The sequence below is a fragment of the Arsukibacterium sp. genome (assembly GCF_036735525.1).
Lineage (GTDB): Bacteria > Pseudomonadota > Gammaproteobacteria > Enterobacterales > Alteromonadaceae > Alishewanella.
In genome coordinates, this window is the sequence record NZ_DAINOE010000019.1 from 24,659 (window position 1) to 41,924 (window position 17,266).

The following is a 17,266-nucleotide window of genomic DNA, read 5'->3' on the forward strand; positions in this document are numbered from 1 at the left end:
GCTTAATAAGTAACATAACATTGTTTAAACAATAAAACAGGGCGCCTATGGCGCCCTGTTTTATTGTTGTTGCATTACCCAAGCATTAAGGTTTGTATTCCACTACCAGGCTAACACCGCTAAAGCTGCTGTAAGCACGGATACTGATATGCCAGGTATCGGCTGCCGGGTTGGTAAAGCTGCAGTTTTCGTTATTACCCTGCAGATAAGGCCGGCAATTGTACGAGGTGGTCGTGGGGCGGGCACCACGGCGCACATAGAGATCAGCATCACCGCTGCCACCAGAGATAGCAGCGGTAAGGCTTCTCATACCCGTTGGCACCGTAATGGTGTAATGCAACCAGTTATTGGTGGTCGCTGACAGGTTGGTCAGGGTGCCACCGCCACCACTGGCTGTGCCCTGAGCAGCAATTACTGCCGCGTTGGCATCAACGATACCGGTACCACAGCCACTGCAGGCTGCAGGGAAGCTGCGTGCGGTGTTTTTCAGGATGGTTTCAATTTCATCTGGAGTGGCTGAAGGTTTAACTTGTTTGATTAAGGCGGCTACACCGGCAACATGTGGCGCGGCCATAGAGGTGCCCTGGCTATAACCATAGCTATCTGAACCTGGCGTGGTGCTACCGGTATTATAGGTAGAGAGGACACCGTTAGGATCATTAGCTGAGGTCATTTGTCCGCCCGGAGCCGCCACGTCAATACTGGTGCCAAAGTTGGAGTAGTTGGCACGACCGCCCTGGCGGTTAGTGGCAGCAACGTTAACGACACCATTACAGTTACCCGGATTAAAGTTATTGGCGTTGGCATTGCTGTTACCGGCAGCGACCACGACCACAGCGCCACGGCTACGCGCCTGATTAATGGCATTTTGGGTGGTGGTGCTACAAGCGCCACCGCCACCTAAGCTCATGTTGATCACTTGTGCCGGGTTGGCATTGGCCGGTACGCCGGATACAGTGCCACCGGCTGCCCAGATAATGCCATCAGCGATATCTGAGGTATAGCCACCACATTTCCCTAACACCCGGACCGGTACAATTTTGGCATTGTAAGCGACCCCAGCTACGCCACGGTTATTATTGGTTACCGCAGCAATAGTGCCGGCCACATGGGTACCATGCCAGGAAGAAGCGCGGAATGAGGTGGGTTGACCATTGCCACATTCGCCGGCATTGGTCCAATCACCCGGATCGCGGGCATCGTTGTCACGGCCATTGCCATCGTTGCCGATAAAGGCATCTGAAATCATGTCGTAGCCTGGTAACAGGTTGGCATTTAAATCAATATGCGGCCGAAAACCGGTATCCAGAACTGCTACCACCACGCCCTGGCCGGTCGCTTTGTCCCATGCTGCAGGGGCACGCAGGCCGCCTGTGTTTTCATAATAATGCCACTGGTTGGTATAATTGGTGTCGTTAGGCGTAAAAGCGGCCTGCAGCAGCTGATCTTCCTCAACATATTCTACTTCGTCATCCGCGGCCAGCTCAGCTAACAGTGTCGCGGTTTCGCGCTTAGATAATTGACGATCAGCACCAAAAACCGCATGGCGCTCCAGTGCAGTTTCTCTGATAAAACGTACCCGCTTACCGGCACGATTGCTAAAACGCTCGGCTTTTTCCTGCATGCGCGCGGCCCGACGCAGGGCACCAACACTGACGGGTAACTGCTGGCTCATACGCTCACTGTGGTTGTCTTTATATTTAACAATAACGCGGGTAACGGGACCATCGTTGTAATCAGCTCGTTCTTCAGCCTGCAGATTGCTACAGAGGGCTACTGGTAAACAAAGTAAAGCCAGACGGCTTAATTTAAATGGAAATGATGTCATTATGTTCTCTTAATTATTATTGTTTAGTGGCTTCCCTGGAACGGATGACTGCATGCTGTTACACCACAGCAACATCGTAACTGTTTTAATGAAATTGTAAGAATATGTAAATGCACAAAATATGGACAACATATAGCCAGCGAGTAAAGCTGTTAACAACTGTTTCAAAAAAAGGATTGTTTAGCTGTTAATCAGTTTTATTACTTGAATGCCAGCGCAGCATTGCTGCAGGGTGTTGAGTTTTATATACAATTTTTTTTATAGCTTATCGTTATAAGATATGTCTTTATGATTGACTTGAACAGTCAGAAGGCTGAGATTGCATCGTTAGCAAAGGTAGCCGACAATAGTCACTTTGAATTAGCGTAACAGTAAGTTGAACACTAAATGCAGCAGTGGGATGTAATAGTAATAGGAGCCGGCGCTGCCGGATTAATGTGTGCCATTGAGGCCGGTAAACGTGGTCGTAAGGTGCTGGTGCTTGATAATGGCAAGCGGGTGGGCCGTAAAATTCTGATGTCAGGCGGTGGCCGCTGTAATTTTACTAATATCTATACCAGCCACGAAAACTTCCTGTCGCAAAACAAGCATTTTTGTAAATCGGCATTAAGCCGCTATACCCAATGGGACTTTATTGGCCTGGTACAACAGCATGCGATTCCCTATCACGAGAAAACGCTGGGCCAGCTATTTTGTGATGACAGCGCCAAAGACATTGTGGATATGCTGCTCGCTGAAGCCAAAGCGGCCAATGTGCAGATTGCGTTGCAGCAGCAGATAAGCGCTGTCAGCTTTGCTGCAGGCCAATACACTATAAGCACGCCAGAGCTAGAGCGGCAATGTTCCAGCCTGGTGGTGGCCAGTGGCGGCCTGAGCCTGCCTAATTTAGGCGCAACCCCTTTTGGTTTTCAGCTGGCTGAGCAGTTTGGCTTAACCGTACTGCCACTGCGTGCGGCGCTGGTGCCCCTGACCTGGCAGCCGAGTGATAAGGCCGTATTTGAAGAAATCAGCGGTGTATCGCTACCGGTGACGGCACAGGCCAATGGCACCTTGTTCCCGGAAGATATGCTGTTTACCCATCGCGGCTTAAGCGGGCCGGCCATTTTGCAAATATCCAGTTATTGGCAGCCGGGTGATGAGGTGCTGGTTAATCTGTCTCCAGAAACCGATGTGGCAGCGTTTTTGGCCAATCAGCAACAGGCCCACCCTGAGCAGGAAGTTAAAACGGCTCTTAGCAAACTATTACCCAAACGACTCGTTGAAAAACTGCTAGAGATACAGATATTGACTAACCAGCCATTGAAAGCACTTAACCCGAAAAGCATTAAACAGATTGCCGACAGCCTGCATGGTTACATTTTTAAACCGAATGGCACTGAAGGTTATCGCACGGCAGAAGTGACTATTGGTGGTGTAGATACCGAGGGCTTATCGTCCAAAACCATGGAAGCGAAACATCAGCCCGGCCTGTATTTTATTGGCGAAGTCGTCGATGTCACCGGCTGGCTCGGTGGTTACAACTTCCAGTGGGCCTGGGCCAGCGGCTGGGTAGCAGGACAGTATTGTTAAGTGAATAATCGATGAAAAAACTCTCAACAGTACAAATTAAACAACAAGCTGCGGTGCTGTCTGCGGTAACCTTACTGGAGCAGCAGGCGTTGGCAGAATTCGCCGGCGTAGTGCAGTGCTGGTTTAGCCTGGAGTATGAGGCCTTTCCGGGCTCGTTGTTGGTGCGGGTGCAATTTGCTGATGATGCTGCACTTGCCGCAGCACAGCCACAGTTATTAAGCTGGCAAAAGCGTTTCAGCGGCCATATGCTGAAAAAGGGTGTGGTACTAAAAGACATGCGTAAACATCTGGTGTTTACGCTTAATAGCCCTAATGACTAAGTTAAACCTCAACTGACTAAGCTTCCATACGGATAATGAGTGTGATGAAATATTATGTTGGCGCCTATGCCGCCTCCCCCAATCACAGCGAGTGGAATCCCGCACGGGAAACCGCTTTTTATCAGCAATTAAAAGTGTTGCCGAATGTAAAAGGCCTGGAGCACCCGTTTTTAAGTGCCTTGCATCAACATGACGATAACTGGTTTTTAGCCAATATCGACCCCAGCTGGGATTATGTGTTTACCTGTATCCCCGGCATTATGAATGCGCTCGGTCAAAACCCGTTGTTTGGTATTGCCTCAAACGATGAAGCGGGGCGCCAGGCTGCACTGGGTTTTATGCAGCAGGCCTGTGCGGCCATTGCTAAACTCAATGCTCATTTAGGCCGGCAGGCCGTTCGCGCTATTCAAATTCAAACGGCGCCAGCCCGTCATAAGGCGCACTCATCTAAAGCTGCGCTTGCGGCATCAATTAACACCATGCTTAGCTGGGACTGGCAGGGCGCGAAGATCGTGATCGAGCACTGTGATGCCTATGTTGACAGCCATGCCCCCTCAAAAGGTTTTTTAGCCCTTACCGATGAGCTTGAAGTATTAACGCAGTTAAATGCCAACCTGCCAGCAGCGCAGCAACTAGGCATGGTGATTAACTGGGGCCGCTCGGTGTTTGAGACGCGTCGGGTAGCAGGGGCGCTGGAACATATTAAAGCAGCCCAAGCAGCGGGCCTGTTAAGTGGTGTGATGTTTTCAGGCGTATCAGATCAGGACAGCGCCTACGGTGCCTGGCGTGATAGCCATCAACCGCCGCGCCGCAGTGAACAGGTAGTACATGGCGAGCCGGGCAGTTGGATGACCGAGCAAGCGATGCACCAATGTTTAGCCGCCTGCTCTTATGCCCGCCAGTTGTTCGTGCTAGGTGTGAAAATTGGTATCCGTCCACTCGCGGCAGACATTGCCGAGCGTATCGGTTATCTGCGCGATACGCTGGCGATTTTAGATCGTTATTTTGCACAAGCAAGCGCAGATATTTAACCCAGGTTATAGCGCTCGCCATCTTTGCCGGTAAAGCTTTTATCGGCTTTATGGCGACAGCTGACCTGACGGCCGCTGACCATACTAAACCAGACGCAGTCAGGCTCAGTGGTTTGCAGCTGAATATCGTCAATACCGGCGCTATCCTGACAACCTTGCTCGCCATGGCGGTTAAACACCAGCTCAACATGACGCCCATCATTGTGCAGTAATAGTGACTCTGGCGCTTCGCGGTGGCCGCTTAAGGCGACAAACTGCGCCGGGTTTTGCAAACCACTTTTACGGCCATCGGCAAAAAACGCCAGCAAATGCTGAAAATACACCACATAGCTCACCACATCTTTATGCGAGCCCTGAGCCAGCGGAAAGGTTTTATCTAAAAAGTTTTTTGAATAGTCCATGACCTGTTTGACATGGCGCTGATTCAGCTCATTAATCACGTTAAGCTCAGTCGCCATCCAGGCGGTATGGCTATGTGACGGTGTGCTCTGTTGTTGGGCCAGTGTGGTCATAATCTCATCCTCGTTTGGTGTCAGGTACAGTGTTTAGTTTTTTAGGTTACCGCTGTGCAATCTTGTGTAGCCTTAAACATCAGACCAGTTGCTATCGGTTAGAAACTAGTCTAGTCTAAAAAACAGCATAATTTGACAATAAAAATTTTACAGTGTGAATTTTACAAAATGAAAGCCAATAAAAGCCTGCTGAGAAAGTCGCATTTTCTGGGAACTAAGATTAGAAACCTGAGAAAACGCAATAATTTAACCATGGAAGATTTATCAACACGCTGCATCCGGGTTAACCCGGAGCAGGCGCCGTCGGTGTCGTATTTATCGATGATTGAGCGTGGTAAGCGTACGCCAGGTGTTGAAATGCTGGAAGTGATTGCTGAAGTGTTTCAAAAAGATCTCGACTGGTTTTTAGATGGTGAAGACGCCGGCCAGGACTTAACACCGCAAAAAGGCAGTCGTGGCGGCATTAACGGTATGGCGCTGGAGCCAAGCTTTTTATTTTCAAATGAGATTTTACAAATTGCCATCCCGGAAATGCTGTCGCAAACCGGCACCAGTGGTAAACAATTTGCACAATTGTTGATCCGTGCACATCAGGAACACCATCAAAACCATTTTCCAGAGCTGGAACGTGCCGCCGAAGAGGTGGGCCAAAAGCGCATGCCACTCAGTGTTGAGGAGTTAATGGCGATAGCGCAGCAATTAGGCCTGCACATCAGCTGGTTTGAAGAGGCCCCGCAAGAGCTGCTGGATGAACTGGGGGTGCGCTCAAAAAACGTGGCGACCTCATTTTTTACCCCGCCTGGCACCTTGCACTTAAACCGGTTATTACAGCAAGTGCCTACCCGGCTGAAATACGAATTAGCGGTACATATTGGCCATGCTGTACTGCATAACAAAGATGGCGTAAAAAGCAGCATGACTGTAGGTGGTGCCCATGACGATGAGTTGTCGCACTCTACGGCGGTGCAGCCGCAGGATATGCTTCATGCCTGGCGCGATTTTGAATCCAGTTTTTTTGCCGGTGCCTTACTTTGCCCTAAATTACCGTTCCGGCAATTGCTTGATCGCCATGGTTATGAAATCAGCAGCCATCAGCAAGCCGGTGTGTCGGCCTCAGTGGCGATGCGCCGCATGACGGCGGTGTCATCCTATACCCATTGGCATTACTTTGATGCTTACACCCCGGGTAAACTAAAAGCCGTTTATCGGGGCAATGGCATACCGCTGCCCTGGGGCAATATGCGTCAGGTAGAAGATCCCTGTCAGCATTGGGCTGTTTTTCGGATGTTTGATGTGGAAGGCGTGGCCAGCTCTGCCCAGTTATCCTTACTGGATGTCAACGGCGTGCCGCGCATTTACTGCTGCGAGTCAACCAAAGTCCAGGATTTAGCCGGTAATACCCATGTGCTGTGTGCCGGTATCGATGTGAACCCTGCGCTGCTGGCGCAAGGCGAAGATGCCGATGGCATGGCCGCAGAGTTAAAACAACTGTGCATTAACAGTGCCGGCGGCGCCAAAGTGCCAAAAAGTATCCAAACGGCGCTGACCAGTGTCGCCCATATTTTAAATATTAACTGGGTAGCGCGTAGTTTAGAAAAACCGGTGCAGCTGATTTGTGCCAGAGGCAATAGTTGCCCCCGTAACCCTAGCTGCTATAGCCGTTGTACATAATAAAACACGATATACGAAAGACATATTTATATTCTGTTACAACTTAATGTGTCAGCTAATTGGCAAGGCAGCCAGGGGCGGAGTACCATAGCCTGGCGAACTTTTTGTAACCAAACACAGGATAACGATAATGAAAAAACTTACCCTGGTTGCCACAGCCGTGGCCTTAGCACTTGGCTTAAGCGCTTGCAGTAAACCAGCACAACAGGATAGCACTAGCACTACCCAGACCACATCAGTATTGGTATCAGGTGTTGATACCCAGTATTTTGACCCGGCCGTGGCTTTTTCAGAAGATTTCTTTTTAGCCGTTAACGGTAAATGGCTGGCAGAAACCGAGATCCCAGCTGATCGGGCAACCTTCGGTTCTTTTCATATTCTGGCAGAGCGCTCACAGCAAGCCGTCAAAGATATTATTGATGAAGTGGCAGCCCGTACTGATTTAACACCCGGCTCAGACGAGCAGAAGCTGGGCAGTTTTTATAACAGCTTTATGGATGAAGCGACCATAGAGCGGCTGGGTATCAGCCCGGTACAGCCGCAATTAAATGCTATTAGTTCACTGGAAAACAAAGAACAGCTGGCTGGTTTATTTGCCCAACTGCAGCGTGACGGCGTCGCTATTCCTTTTAGCTGGTTTATCAATAACGATGCAAAAAACTCCACCGAATATGCGGTTTATATCGGTCAGGGCGGCTTAGGCTTGCCAGATCGTGATTACTATTTTAACGAAGACGAAGCCTCATTAAAGATTATTAACGCCTATCAGGCTTATTTAACCGATATGTTTGCTCTGGCTGGCTACGCCGATCCCGCTGGGGCGGCAGCGCGCGTGTATGCACTGGAAAAAGCGCTGGCAGAGCACCACTGGACCAGGCTTGATAACCGTAATGCCGATAAAACCTATAACAAGATGTCAGTGGCAGAGCTGAATGCCAGCCTGGGTAATTTTAACTGGGACGACTTTGCCAATGGCGTGAAACTCACTGGCATAAACGACATTATCGTGCGTCAGCCCAGCTATTTTGCTGGCTTTGCCAATGTCATGGACAGCACCGATTTACAAAGCTGGCAAGATTATCTGAGCCTGAAAACCATTCATGGCTATGCCGATCGTTTAAGCAGCGCTTTTTCTGACCGTCGTTTTGCCTTTTACGGCACTACGCTAAGTGGCATTGAAGAGCAGCAACCACGCTGGAAGCGCGCAGTGGATGCCTCTGATCAGGTGCTGGGTGAGTTAACCGGTAAGTTGTATGTTGAGCGGCACTTTAAACCAGAAGCCAAAGCGCGCATGGAGCAATTGGTCGCTAACGTCATTAAAGCCTATGAACAGTCAATTAAAGAGCTGGAATGGATGACTGACGATACCAAAGTAGCGGCACTGGAAAAACTCAGCAAATTTACGCCGAAAATTGGTTACCCGGATAACTGGAAAGATTACTCCTCGCTGGAAATCAAAGCGGATGATCTGGTGGGTAACTTTATGCGCGCCAGCCACTGGAGTTACGATCAGATGTTAGCCAAGCTGGGCCAGCCGATTGATAAAAGCGAGTGGTTTATGACCCCGCAAACGGTCAATGCTTACTATAACCCGGTAAACAATGAAATCGTGTTCCCGGCGGCCATTTTACAGCCGCCATTCTTTAATATGGACGCGGACGATGCGGTAAATTATGGCGGTATTGGTGGTGTTATTGGCCACGAAATCGGCCATGGCTTTGATGATCAGGGCGCTAAGTATGACGGCGACGGCAACCTGCGTAACTGGTGGACAGAGCAGGATAAAGCCCAGTTCCAGGCGCGTGGTGGCAAGTTGATTGGTCAGTACAATCGCTTTGAGCCACTACCGGGCGTCAACGTCAACGGTGCTGTAGCACTGGGCGAAAACATTGGCGATCTGGGGGGGATGACCGTAGCGTTAAAGGCCTATCAATTATCGTTAGGCGGTAATGAGGCGCCGGTAATGGATGGTTTTACCGGCGAGCAACGCTTTTTTATCAGTTGGGCACAAATCTGGCGCACTAAATTCCGGGAAGAAGCCTTACGCCGTCAGTTAAGCACCGGGCCACACTCTCCGGCGCATTATCGTGTTATCGGGGTACTGCCAAATATCCCAGAGTTTTATAGCGCCTTTGATATTAAAGAGGGTGATGCTATGTACTTACCGCCAGAGCAGCGCGTTAAGATCTGGTAATTACCCGTCGTCTTTCAATCTGTACGGGTGCTGGCTACACCTGTTACCCCAATCACTTAGTACAGCTAAGCTCATGGGGTCGGACTGGCGTACCAGTAATCGGTCTTGCCGCCTTCGTGCATATTGAAATCCATAGGGTAATCCTTTGGGTAAGGTTTTTCTGCTACAATGCATAGGCTGAGCATTAGGTTGCTCAGCCTTTTTTCTGGTCATACCACTATAACAAAGTTTATATAACATCCGGCTTCACATTCACCGTATTTATAGTGGCTATAATTGCGGGCTGTAGCGGCCTGATGTCAATCAACAACGAAATTTCATATAATTAGCCACATTCATTCCAGTGCATGACGCTGTGGTGACAAAAATACAGCCAACGACCAAGAGGATCTTACTGTGCTACAACAATATCGTGAACATGTGGCCGAGCGCGCCGCACAGGGCATTGCACCAAAACCGCTTAATGCTGAACAAGTTGCTACCTTAGTTGACCTGTTAAAAAACCCGCCACAAGGTGAAGAAGACACCTTACTGGACTTATTAATTAACCGGGTACCACCTGGTGTAGACGAAGCCGCTTACGTAAAAGCCGGCTTTTTAGCTGCCTTAGCCAAAGGCGAAGCCAGCTGCAGCCTGATCAGCGCTGAGCGGGCAACCGAGCTGTTAGGCACCATGATGGGCGGCTACAACATAGAGCCGTTAATCAGCCTGCTGGATAACGAAGCATTAGCCCCGGTCGCGGCGAAAGCCTTATCGCACACCCTGCTGATTTTTGATGCCTTCCATGATGTCACTGACAAAGCCGAGGCCGGTAATCAGTATGCCAAGCAAGTATTACAAAGCTGGGCTGATGCACAGTGGTTTGAAGCTAAGCCTGAGCTGGCGAAAAAAATCACAGTGACGGTATTTAAAGTGTCTGGCGAAACCAACACGGATGACTTATCACCGGCACCGGATGCCTGGTCACGGCCAGATATCCCGCTGCATGCCCTTGCTATGCTGAAAAACGCCCGTGAAGGCATTCACCCGGATCAACCTGGTAGCGTTGGCCCGATCAAGCAGTTAGAAGAGTTGAACAAAAAAGGCTTCCCACTGGCTTATGTAGGTGACGTGGTGGGTACCGGTTCATCACGTAAATCTGCCACTAACTCAGTGCTGTGGTTTATGGGTGACGACATTCCATACGTGCCTAACAAGCGCGGTGGTGGCTTTGTGCTGGGTGGCAAAATTGCTCCTATCTTCTTTAATACCATGGAAGACTCCGGTGCCCTGCCGATTGAAGTAGACGTCAGCAAGCTGGAAATGGGCGATGTGATCGACATTCTGCCTTATGAAGGCAAAATTGTGCGCCACGGCAGCGATGAAGTGTTAGCCGAGTTTAGCCTGGCCACAGACGTATTAATTGACGAAGTGCGCGCCGGTGGCCGTATTCCGTTAATCATTGGCCGTGGTTTAACTGACCGTGCCCGTGAATTCTTAGGCCATGGCCCGTCAGACAAATTCCGTCGGCCACAAGCCAAGGTCGATTCAGGCAAAGGCTTTACCCTGGCGCAAAAAATGGTGGGCAAAGCTTGTGGTGTCAAAGGCGTACGCCCGGGCACTTACTGCGAGCCGAAAATGACTACTGTGGGTTCACAAGACACCACAGGGCCAATGACCCGTGACGAGTTAAAAGACTTAGCCTGTTTAGGCTTCTCTGCCGATTTAACCATGCAGTCGTTCTGTCATACTGCCGCCTATCCTAAGCCGGTAGATGTCGATACGCACCACACCTTGCCAGATTTTATTATGAACCGTGGCGGTGTATCACTGCGTCCGGGCGATGGTATTATCCACAGCTGGTTAAACCGTATGTTACTGCCTGATACCGTTGGTACCGGTGGTGATTCCCATACCCGTTTCCCTATTGGTATTTCCTTCCCGGCCGGCTCTGGCTTAGTGGCTTTTGCGGCAGCGACCGGTGTTATGCCACTGGATATGCCTGAGTCAGTCTTAGTGCGCTTTAAAGGTGAAATGCAGCCAGGTATTACGCTGCGAGACTTAGTGCATGCTATTCCTTACGTGGCCATTCAAAAGGGCCTGTTAACGGTAGACAAAAAAGGCAAGAAGAACATCTTCTCTGGCCGCATTCTGGAAATCGAAGGCTTACCACACTTAACGGTTGAGCAGGCGTTTGAGCTGTCAGATGCGTCAGCTGAGCGTTCAGCGGCGGGCTGTACCATTAAGCTGTCAAAAGAGTCGATTGCCGAATATCTGGAATCGAACATCGTGATGTTAAAGTGGATGATTGCCGAAGGTTATGGCGATGTCCGTACTATCGAACGTCGGGTGCAGGCGATGCAGGCCTGGCTGAAAGATCCACAACTGATGGATGCCGATGCTGATGCGGAGTACAGCGAAATCATTGAAATTGACCTGGCCGATATTAAAGAGCCGGTATTATGTGCACCAAACGATCCGGATGATGCGCGTTTACTGTCACAAGTGGCTGGCGACAAAATTGATGAAGTGTTTATCGGCTCTTGCATGACCAACATTGGTCACTTCCGTGCCGCAGGTAAGTTGCTGGACAAGTTTAAAGGCCAGTTACCTACCCGTTTATGGATAGCGCCGCCTACCAAGATGGATCAGGCACAGCTCACCGAAGAAGGTTACTACGGTATCTTTGGTAAAGTAGGTGCCCGTACTGAAATGCCAGGCTGTTCATTGTGTATGGGTAACCAGGCTCGGGTAGCAGAAAAGTCGACGGTGGTCTCTACTTCTACCCGTAACTTCCCGAACCGCTTAGGTCAGGGTGCCAATGTGTACTTAGCCTCAGCAGAACTGGCCGCGGTAGCCTCTATTATCGGCAGATTGCCTACAGTAGAAGAGTATCTGGATTACGCTAAGCAAATCGACGCTACCGCCGCCGATACTTACCGTTACCTGAACTTCCACCGTATGCCGCAGTACACTAAAAAAGCGGACAACGTGATTATTCAGCAAGCGGTGTAATGGCTTTGCTATAATCTGTGTGGATGAACAAAGGCCTGCTGATGCAGGCCTTTTTCATTAAGTGAGTTACTTAAGAATATCTGGTGATAGCGATTACGCAATAGATGGGGCTTTGCGTGAGCGGAGCCTGCATACTCTTACGGGCGCGCCACAGCAACTCACTCCCGCTGGCGCGTGCGTTCAGACACTCTGTGTCGCCCCGATAAGAGATGCAGGCCCGCTAAGAACTGCGCGCAAAGCCGCTGCAGGTTCTTCTGTTTAGGTGCCGGTTCGGCACACGTAAATAAGCATCAGCTTATTTTTTCGTAATAGGAAAAGCATGGAACACGATTTTACTTACGACAGATCAAGCCGCCGCTTTAGCCTGAGCCTTTCAGCCGAGCATGAGATGCTGGGGCGGTTTTTACTGGACGAATTTGGTCAGCAGCCAGCGGCCTATCAGCCATTAATAGACCAGCTTAGCGCACTAAAGCCCTACCAGAGCCTGCAATATCAGGGCAGGGAATACCTGCTACAGGTAGAGAAAGCCGAAGTGACACTTAGCCTGAATGGCCTGTTACAGCAAGATGCCACAAGCCACGCGCAACTGCAGGCGCTTGAGCTGGATGAATCACTGCAACTGGACGAGCATGGCAGTAGCTGTCAGTGCGGCCTGGAAGATTTACTGCAATTACTGCGGCAGTGGCAGCAATTTTTGATGGGTTAACCTGCTTCAATCTGTAAGGGCAGGACTAAGGTAAAGCGGGTACCCTGACCCGGGCTGCTAGCAACGTCGACACTGCCACCGAGTTTTTGACTGATGAGGTTAAACACGATATGCAAGCCTAAACCGGTGCCCCCATGATAACGGTTAGTGGTAAAAAAAGGGTCAAAAATACGCGCAATATGCTCGCTTTTGATGCCAGCTCCGTCATCTGCAAATACAATTTGCACCTGATTATCCTGCTGGCGACAACTAATCATTATGTTGCCATGTTCCCGGTCTTTAAAACCATGAATCAGCGAGTTTTGTGTAAAATTCGTGATGATCTGACCAATAGCCCCCGGGTAACTGAACATATTAATATTATCCGGGCAATTCACTTCTATGTTGATTTGGCGCTTACGCCACATCAGACTCAAACTTTCCAGTAATTCGTTTAAATACTGCGCAAGATTAAAATGGCGCTGCTGATCTGCGGTTAAATCTACGGAAACCTGTTTAAAGTTAGATATCAATTGCGCAGCCCGGAGCAAATTGCGCTCCAGCAAATGCCCGGCCTGCATTGATTTCTCCAGGTATTCTTCAAACTCCTGACGCCGGATATTCCCGGCAGCCAGCCTACTACGAAGTAACTTACTTTCTTCTGTCAGCACACTATTGGCGGTTAATGCAACACCCAGAGGGGTATTCACTTCGTGCGCTACGCCTGCCACCAGTTGGCCCAGAGCGGCCATTTTTTCGGTACGTACCAGCTCGGTCATGGTCGACTCAAGCTGTTTAAGAGTTTGCTCAGCTTTATTTTTAGATTCCTGCAGCGCTTTGGTTTTTTCGTTGAGTGCATCTGTGCGTTCTTCTACCAACCAGGCCATTTCTTCTTGTTTCTTATGCAAACTTTTCAGGCGAAAACTATGTGCTATCAGCAGCATTGCCAGCAATAAACAAAATAGCAGTAGCCGGGCTTGCCAGGTTTCCCACCAAAAAGGTAAGACTTCAATCTCAAGTACCCTTTCATCACTCCAATGGGCATTGTCTAAGCCGGCACGTAACCGGAATTGATAAAGGCCCGGTGGTAGCCGGTCATAGCTGGCTTGTCGCAGCGCAGCGCTTTGGTTCAGCCAATCTGAGTTAAGTGGATCAAGCCTATACTGAAACTGTACCTGTTCTGTTTCAATGTATTCTGGTGTGGAATACAGCAGTCTAAAGCTGCGGTTACCAGAAGCCGGAATGTGAATTCGGGTTAGATCGTGCATTAAGGTCGTCTCAGACGTTAACGGGGCACCATTAATGCTGATGTCCAGTACTGCAGGTTTGGCAATGTTACCAACCTGATAAGCCAGTACTTGGTCCGGCTGAAACAAGGTAAAACCATCGATGCCACCAAATACAATAGTACCGTCTGCCAAGGTGGTGCTGGAGCCATTGATATAGTCGCGGCGTAAAGTGCCATGCCGATAGGCAAAGTGACGAAACTGGCCTGTCTGGGGCATAAACACTGACACGCCAAAAGCGCTACTAAGCCAGATATGGCCATGACGGTCGGTTTCTGCCGCTTTCAGCTGGCCACTTGCCAGACCATCGGCTTCAGCGAACTGCTTAAAACGCACACCCTGTGGACGCAAGGAGCTGTCTTCAGGCAGTATCTCGTAGAGCCCGCTACCGTTTGTGGCTAACCAATGGCGGCCATCGGCCGTTGCCAGATAAGCCATAGGTGCAGAGGCTAAACTGGCTGCACTCTGTACTTCAGGGCTGCTAAGTTGGTGTTTATAAATCAGACTGCCCGTTTTAGCATCAAACCAGAAGAGTCCGCTGTAAGACCCTACCAGAACAAGCTGCTCGTTAATGGACTGAATAAAGGTGATCTCGCGGTCAAAAGGGTGTTGCTTGATAAGGTGCTGAGCTTGCTCGTTCACAATAAACAAGCCCCGATTTTCAATGGCCAGCCACAGCAGGTTGCCAGAGGTCCATAGTCTTCGTATGGCCCCCTCTGGAATATCTGCCATAAGGTGCACAGGCCTATACTCACCAGACAGCTTATTGATGGCAGTGATACCCTGCGCATGGCCAAACCATACTTCGTGCTCTCTTGATAACACGCAAAAAAACTGGAAACTGTGGTCCGGATCAGCTGCTGACTGAAAGTCTGCAGTGGCTAAATCCAGTCGGAACAGACCGGTTGCTGAACCGACCCACAGTGAATTATTAGCCGAAGCCAAACTAATGGTGGCAGGGTTTCTCGACGTTGCAAGTAACGCTGAATCATGGGTCAGACTGACAAAAAGGTTATTAGCGAAATGCAAACGCGATACGCCACCACTCCAACTGCCAACCCACAGACTGCCGTCTTTATCTTCCAACAGAGACACCACCTTACCACTGCCCAGTGCGGCCGAATTATGCCGTTGGTAATGATAAGCCACTTGTTGCTGCCATTGACCGTTTATCAGCCGTAACTGACTTAAGCCATGCTGGGTGCCCAGCCAGATATCGCCATGGCTATCCATAGTAATACTATGGATACCTTTATTTTGCACGCCATGGGTATAACCGGACACCGTAAGCGCAATCCATTGCTCGCTGTGCGGTTCGCTATAAAGCAGACCTTCATGCTCCAGCCCAACCCATAGCCGATCATCCTTGTCATGGTATACCGCCATCACAGAAGCATTGGCAAACGGAAAATTGGGCACAGCTATCAGTTGCTGCTGTTGATCTAAGCGCGCCAGACCCCGGGTGGTACCAAACCATAAATTGCCTGCAGTATCCGCAGAAATTGACGTAACATTTGCTTCATTACCGGTTGTCCATTGCACTGTAGCTGCAGGTTCTTTTAGTAAAGCTAAACCCTGATTAGTGCCTATCCATAGCTGATGTTGATGGTCAAAGTGCAAGGCTAACACCATAGGTTCATCGTCTTGCTGGCTGCGTTTTAAGCTGATTTTTTCAAATTGCCCCAGTAACGGGTTAAAACGATTGAGGCCATTTAAGGTACCCAGCCACAAGGTGTCATGCTTATCTATCTGTATCGAGGTAACAAAATTATCACTGATAGACAGGCTTTGCAGGTTATCTGGCCTGAATACCTTCACCTCAAATCCATCATAACGATTTAAACCGTTTTGCGTACCTATCCAGATATTACCCGCATGATCCTGAGCCAAGGCCATTGCCGTTGCTTGCGACAGTCCCTGATCAATATTAAGCCGGGCAAAACGGGACGCATCAGGAAATCGGCTAAGCAATGATGAGTGCTGCGCAAATGAGCCCGCAGCCAACAACAGTAAAAGCAGATAGCCAGTTAATTTTACCACCAAGTACATAATTCAACCTTGGGCCAGAGTAGGGTGAGTGTTGTTATTTATATGCTCAGCTAAACACTACTAGCATAGTTGTTAATAACGCTTCTGCAAGCATGCTGCCGCGAGATAATATTTTGCACACTGAGCGGGAAATAACGCACCTTAATGGTGCGTTATTTCTAATCAATGCCCAAGGTTTTTACCTAAGCGATTGATATTAAGCATATAAATAAAAGTGGCACGAGGTTTCCTTGTCTGTAGTGCAATCGCAGAAGTTTAATAAGGAAAACCATCATGAAGCTTGTTTGTGCCATCATCAAGCCGTTCAAACTGGACGATGTTCGCGAAGCTATTGCTGACATTGGGGTAGAAGGTTTAACGGTTACCGAAGTAAAAGGCTTCGGACGTCAAAAAGGTCACACCGAATTATATCGGGGCGCCGAATATCAGGTTGATTTTTTACCTAAGGTGAAACTGGAAATTGCCACTCAGGATGATCAGGTAGATCGCTTGCTGGAAGCTATTCAGAAAGCCGCCCATACCGGACGCATCGGTGACGGCAAAATCTTTGTGTATGAATTGCTGCAGGCCGTACGGATCCGTACCGGCGAGACTGACGCTGAAGCGATCTAAGGAGCCTTAACATGCAAGAACAAATTTATCATTTACAGTTTGCCATGGACACCTTCTACTTCCTGATGTGCGGGGTGTTGGTGATGTGGATGGCCGCCGGTTTTACCATGCTGGAAGCGGGTTTGGTCCGGGCAAAAAACACCACTGAAATTCTAACCAAAAACGTCGCGCTCTATTCTATTGCCTGCATCATGTATCTGGTGTGTGGTTATTACTTTATGTACGACGGCGGCTTATTCCTGCAAGGTATTGCCGAGATTGATGTTGATGCCACCCTGGCATCTTTTGCTGAGCAAGATGACTTTACCGGTGATGCGGTTTACTCCGGCGCGTCCGACTTCTTCTTCCAGGTGGTCTTTGTCGCCACGGCGATGTCTATTGTCTCTGGTGCAGTAGCAGAGCGCATGAAATTGTGGGCCTTTTTAGCCTTTGCGGTGGTGATGACCGGTTTTATCTATCCGATGCAAGGCGGCTGGACCTGGGGCGGAAAAGCGGTATTTGGCTTGTATGAGTTA

The 17,266-nt window shown here is 49.4% G+C and carries 11 protein-coding genes and 1 pseudogene; 9 read left to right on the forward strand and 3 right to left on the reverse strand.

Annotated features, from left to right (window positions below):
- Nucleotides 1-85: 85 nt before the first annotated feature.
- Nucleotides 86-1,828 (reverse strand): S8 family peptidase, encoded by a 1,743-nt coding sequence (locus V7D78_RS05745; RefSeq protein ID WP_333607482.1) that lies wholly within the window; start codon nt 1,826-1,828, stop codon nt 86-88.
- A gap of 387 nt (nt 1,829-2,215) precedes the next feature.
- Between V7D78_RS05745 and V7D78_RS05750 the strand changes: the two genes are divergently transcribed.
- The 3 genes from V7D78_RS05750 to V7D78_RS05760 are packed head-to-tail and all read left to right on the forward strand — an operon-like array spanning nt 2,216 to nt 4,748.
- A complete protein-coding gene (locus V7D78_RS05750) occupies nt 2,216-3,397 on the forward strand; it encodes an NAD(P)/FAD-dependent oxidoreductase (protein ID WP_333607483.1) in 1,182 nt (393 codons plus the stop codon).
- Nucleotides 3,398-3,408: 11 nt separating this feature from the next.
- Nucleotides 3,409-3,717: a hypothetical protein gene (locus V7D78_RS05755; RefSeq protein ID WP_333607484.1), complete on the forward strand. Its 309-nt coding sequence runs from the start codon at nt 3,409-3,411 to the stop codon at nt 3,715-3,717.
- A 44-nt stretch (nt 3,718-3,761) separates the two neighbouring features.
- Entirely contained in the window at nt 3,762-4,748 is a 987-nt protein-coding gene (locus V7D78_RS05760) for a DUF4862 family protein (RefSeq protein ID WP_333607485.1), read from the forward strand.
- Here the strand turns inward: V7D78_RS05760 and V7D78_RS05765 are convergent.
- A complete protein-coding gene (locus tag V7D78_RS05765; protein WP_333607486.1) occupies nt 4,745-5,260 on the reverse strand; it encodes a malate synthase in 516 nt (171 codons plus the stop codon). The genes V7D78_RS05760 and V7D78_RS05765 overlap by 4 nt on opposite strands.
- 168 nt (nt 5,261-5,428) lie before the next feature.
- Between V7D78_RS05765 and V7D78_RS05770 the strand changes: the two genes are divergently transcribed.
- From V7D78_RS05770 to V7D78_RS05785, 4 genes are all read left to right on the forward strand, one after another.
- The gene (locus V7D78_RS05770; protein ID WP_333607487.1) at nt 5,429-6,931 is read left to right on the forward strand and encodes a DUF3612 domain-containing protein; all 1,503 of its coding nucleotides are present in this window, start codon (nt 5,429-5,431) and stop codon (nt 6,929-6,931) included.
- Nucleotides 6,932-7,061: 130 nt separating this feature from the next.
- Nucleotides 7,062-9,125: a M13 family metallopeptidase gene (locus tag V7D78_RS05775; protein WP_333607488.1), complete on the forward strand. Its 2,064-nt coding sequence runs from the start codon at nt 7,062-7,064 to the stop codon at nt 9,123-9,125.
- Between the two features lie 396 nt (nt 9,126-9,521).
- Nucleotides 9,522-12,119 (forward strand): bifunctional aconitate hydratase 2/2-methylisocitrate dehydratase, encoded by a 2,598-nt coding sequence (gene acnB, locus V7D78_RS05780; protein WP_333607489.1) that lies wholly within the window; start codon nt 9,522-9,524, stop codon nt 12,117-12,119.
- A gap of 319 nt (nt 12,120-12,438) precedes the next feature.
- Complete coding sequence (locus V7D78_RS05785) at nt 12,439-12,825, forward strand: YacL family protein (protein ID WP_333607490.1); 387 nt, start codon at nt 12,439-12,441, stop codon at nt 12,823-12,825.
- On the opposite strand, the gene V7D78_RS05790 is transcribed toward V7D78_RS05785, so the two are convergent.
- The gene (locus V7D78_RS05790) at nt 12,822-16,139 is read right to left on the reverse strand and encodes a two-component regulator propeller domain-containing protein (protein ID WP_333607491.1); all 3,318 of its coding nucleotides are present in this window, start codon (nt 16,137-16,139) and stop codon (nt 12,822-12,824) included. The genes V7D78_RS05785 and V7D78_RS05790 overlap by 4 nt on opposite strands.
- A gap of 273 nt (nt 16,140-16,412) precedes the next feature.
- Here V7D78_RS05790 and glnK point away from each other — a divergent pair, with 273 nt between their 5' ends.
- Nucleotides 16,413-16,751 (forward strand): P-II family nitrogen regulator, encoded by a 339-nt coding sequence (gene glnK, locus V7D78_RS05795; RefSeq protein ID WP_333607492.1) that lies wholly within the window; start codon nt 16,413-16,415, stop codon nt 16,749-16,751.
- Nucleotides 16,752-16,762: 11 nt separating this feature from the next.
- A pseudogene (locus V7D78_RS05800) lies at nt 16,763-17,266 on the forward strand (ammonium transporter); the annotation flags it as partial.

Excerpts from the sequence above, each read along its gene's own strand:
- V7D78_RS05770 (WP_333607487.1), top strand. The coding sequence starts at position 5,429 with ATGAAAGCCAATAAAAGCCTGCTGAGAAAGTCGCATTTTCTGGGAACT.
- V7D78_RS05765 (WP_333607486.1), bottom strand. The coding sequence starts at position 5,260 with ATGACCACACTGGCCCAACAACAGAGCACACCGTCACATAGCCATACC.
- glnK (WP_333607492.1), top strand. The coding sequence starts at position 16,413 with ATGAAGCTTGTTTGTGCCATCATCAAGCCGTTCAAACTGGACGATGTT.
- V7D78_RS05775 (WP_333607488.1), top strand. The coding sequence starts at position 7,062 with ATGAAAAAACTTACCCTGGTTGCCACAGCCGTGGCCTTAGCACTTGGC.
- V7D78_RS05750 (WP_333607483.1), top strand. The coding sequence starts at position 2,216 with ATGCAGCAGTGGGATGTAATAGTAATAGGAGCCGGCGCTGCCGGATTA.
- V7D78_RS05755 (WP_333607484.1), top strand. The coding sequence starts at position 3,409 with ATGAAAAAACTCTCAACAGTACAAATTAAACAACAAGCTGCGGTGCTG.
- V7D78_RS05745 (WP_333607482.1), bottom strand. The coding sequence starts at position 1,828 with ATGACATCATTTCCATTTAAATTAAGCCGTCTGGCTTTACTTTGTTTA.
- V7D78_RS05785 (WP_333607490.1), top strand. The coding sequence starts at position 12,439 with ATGGAACACGATTTTACTTACGACAGATCAAGCCGCCGCTTTAGCCTG.
- V7D78_RS05790 (WP_333607491.1), bottom strand. The coding sequence starts at position 16,139 with ATGTACTTGGTGGTAAAATTAACTGGCTATCTGCTTTTACTGTTGTTG.
- V7D78_RS05760 (WP_333607485.1), top strand. The coding sequence starts at position 3,762 with ATGAAATATTATGTTGGCGCCTATGCCGCCTCCCCCAATCACAGCGAG.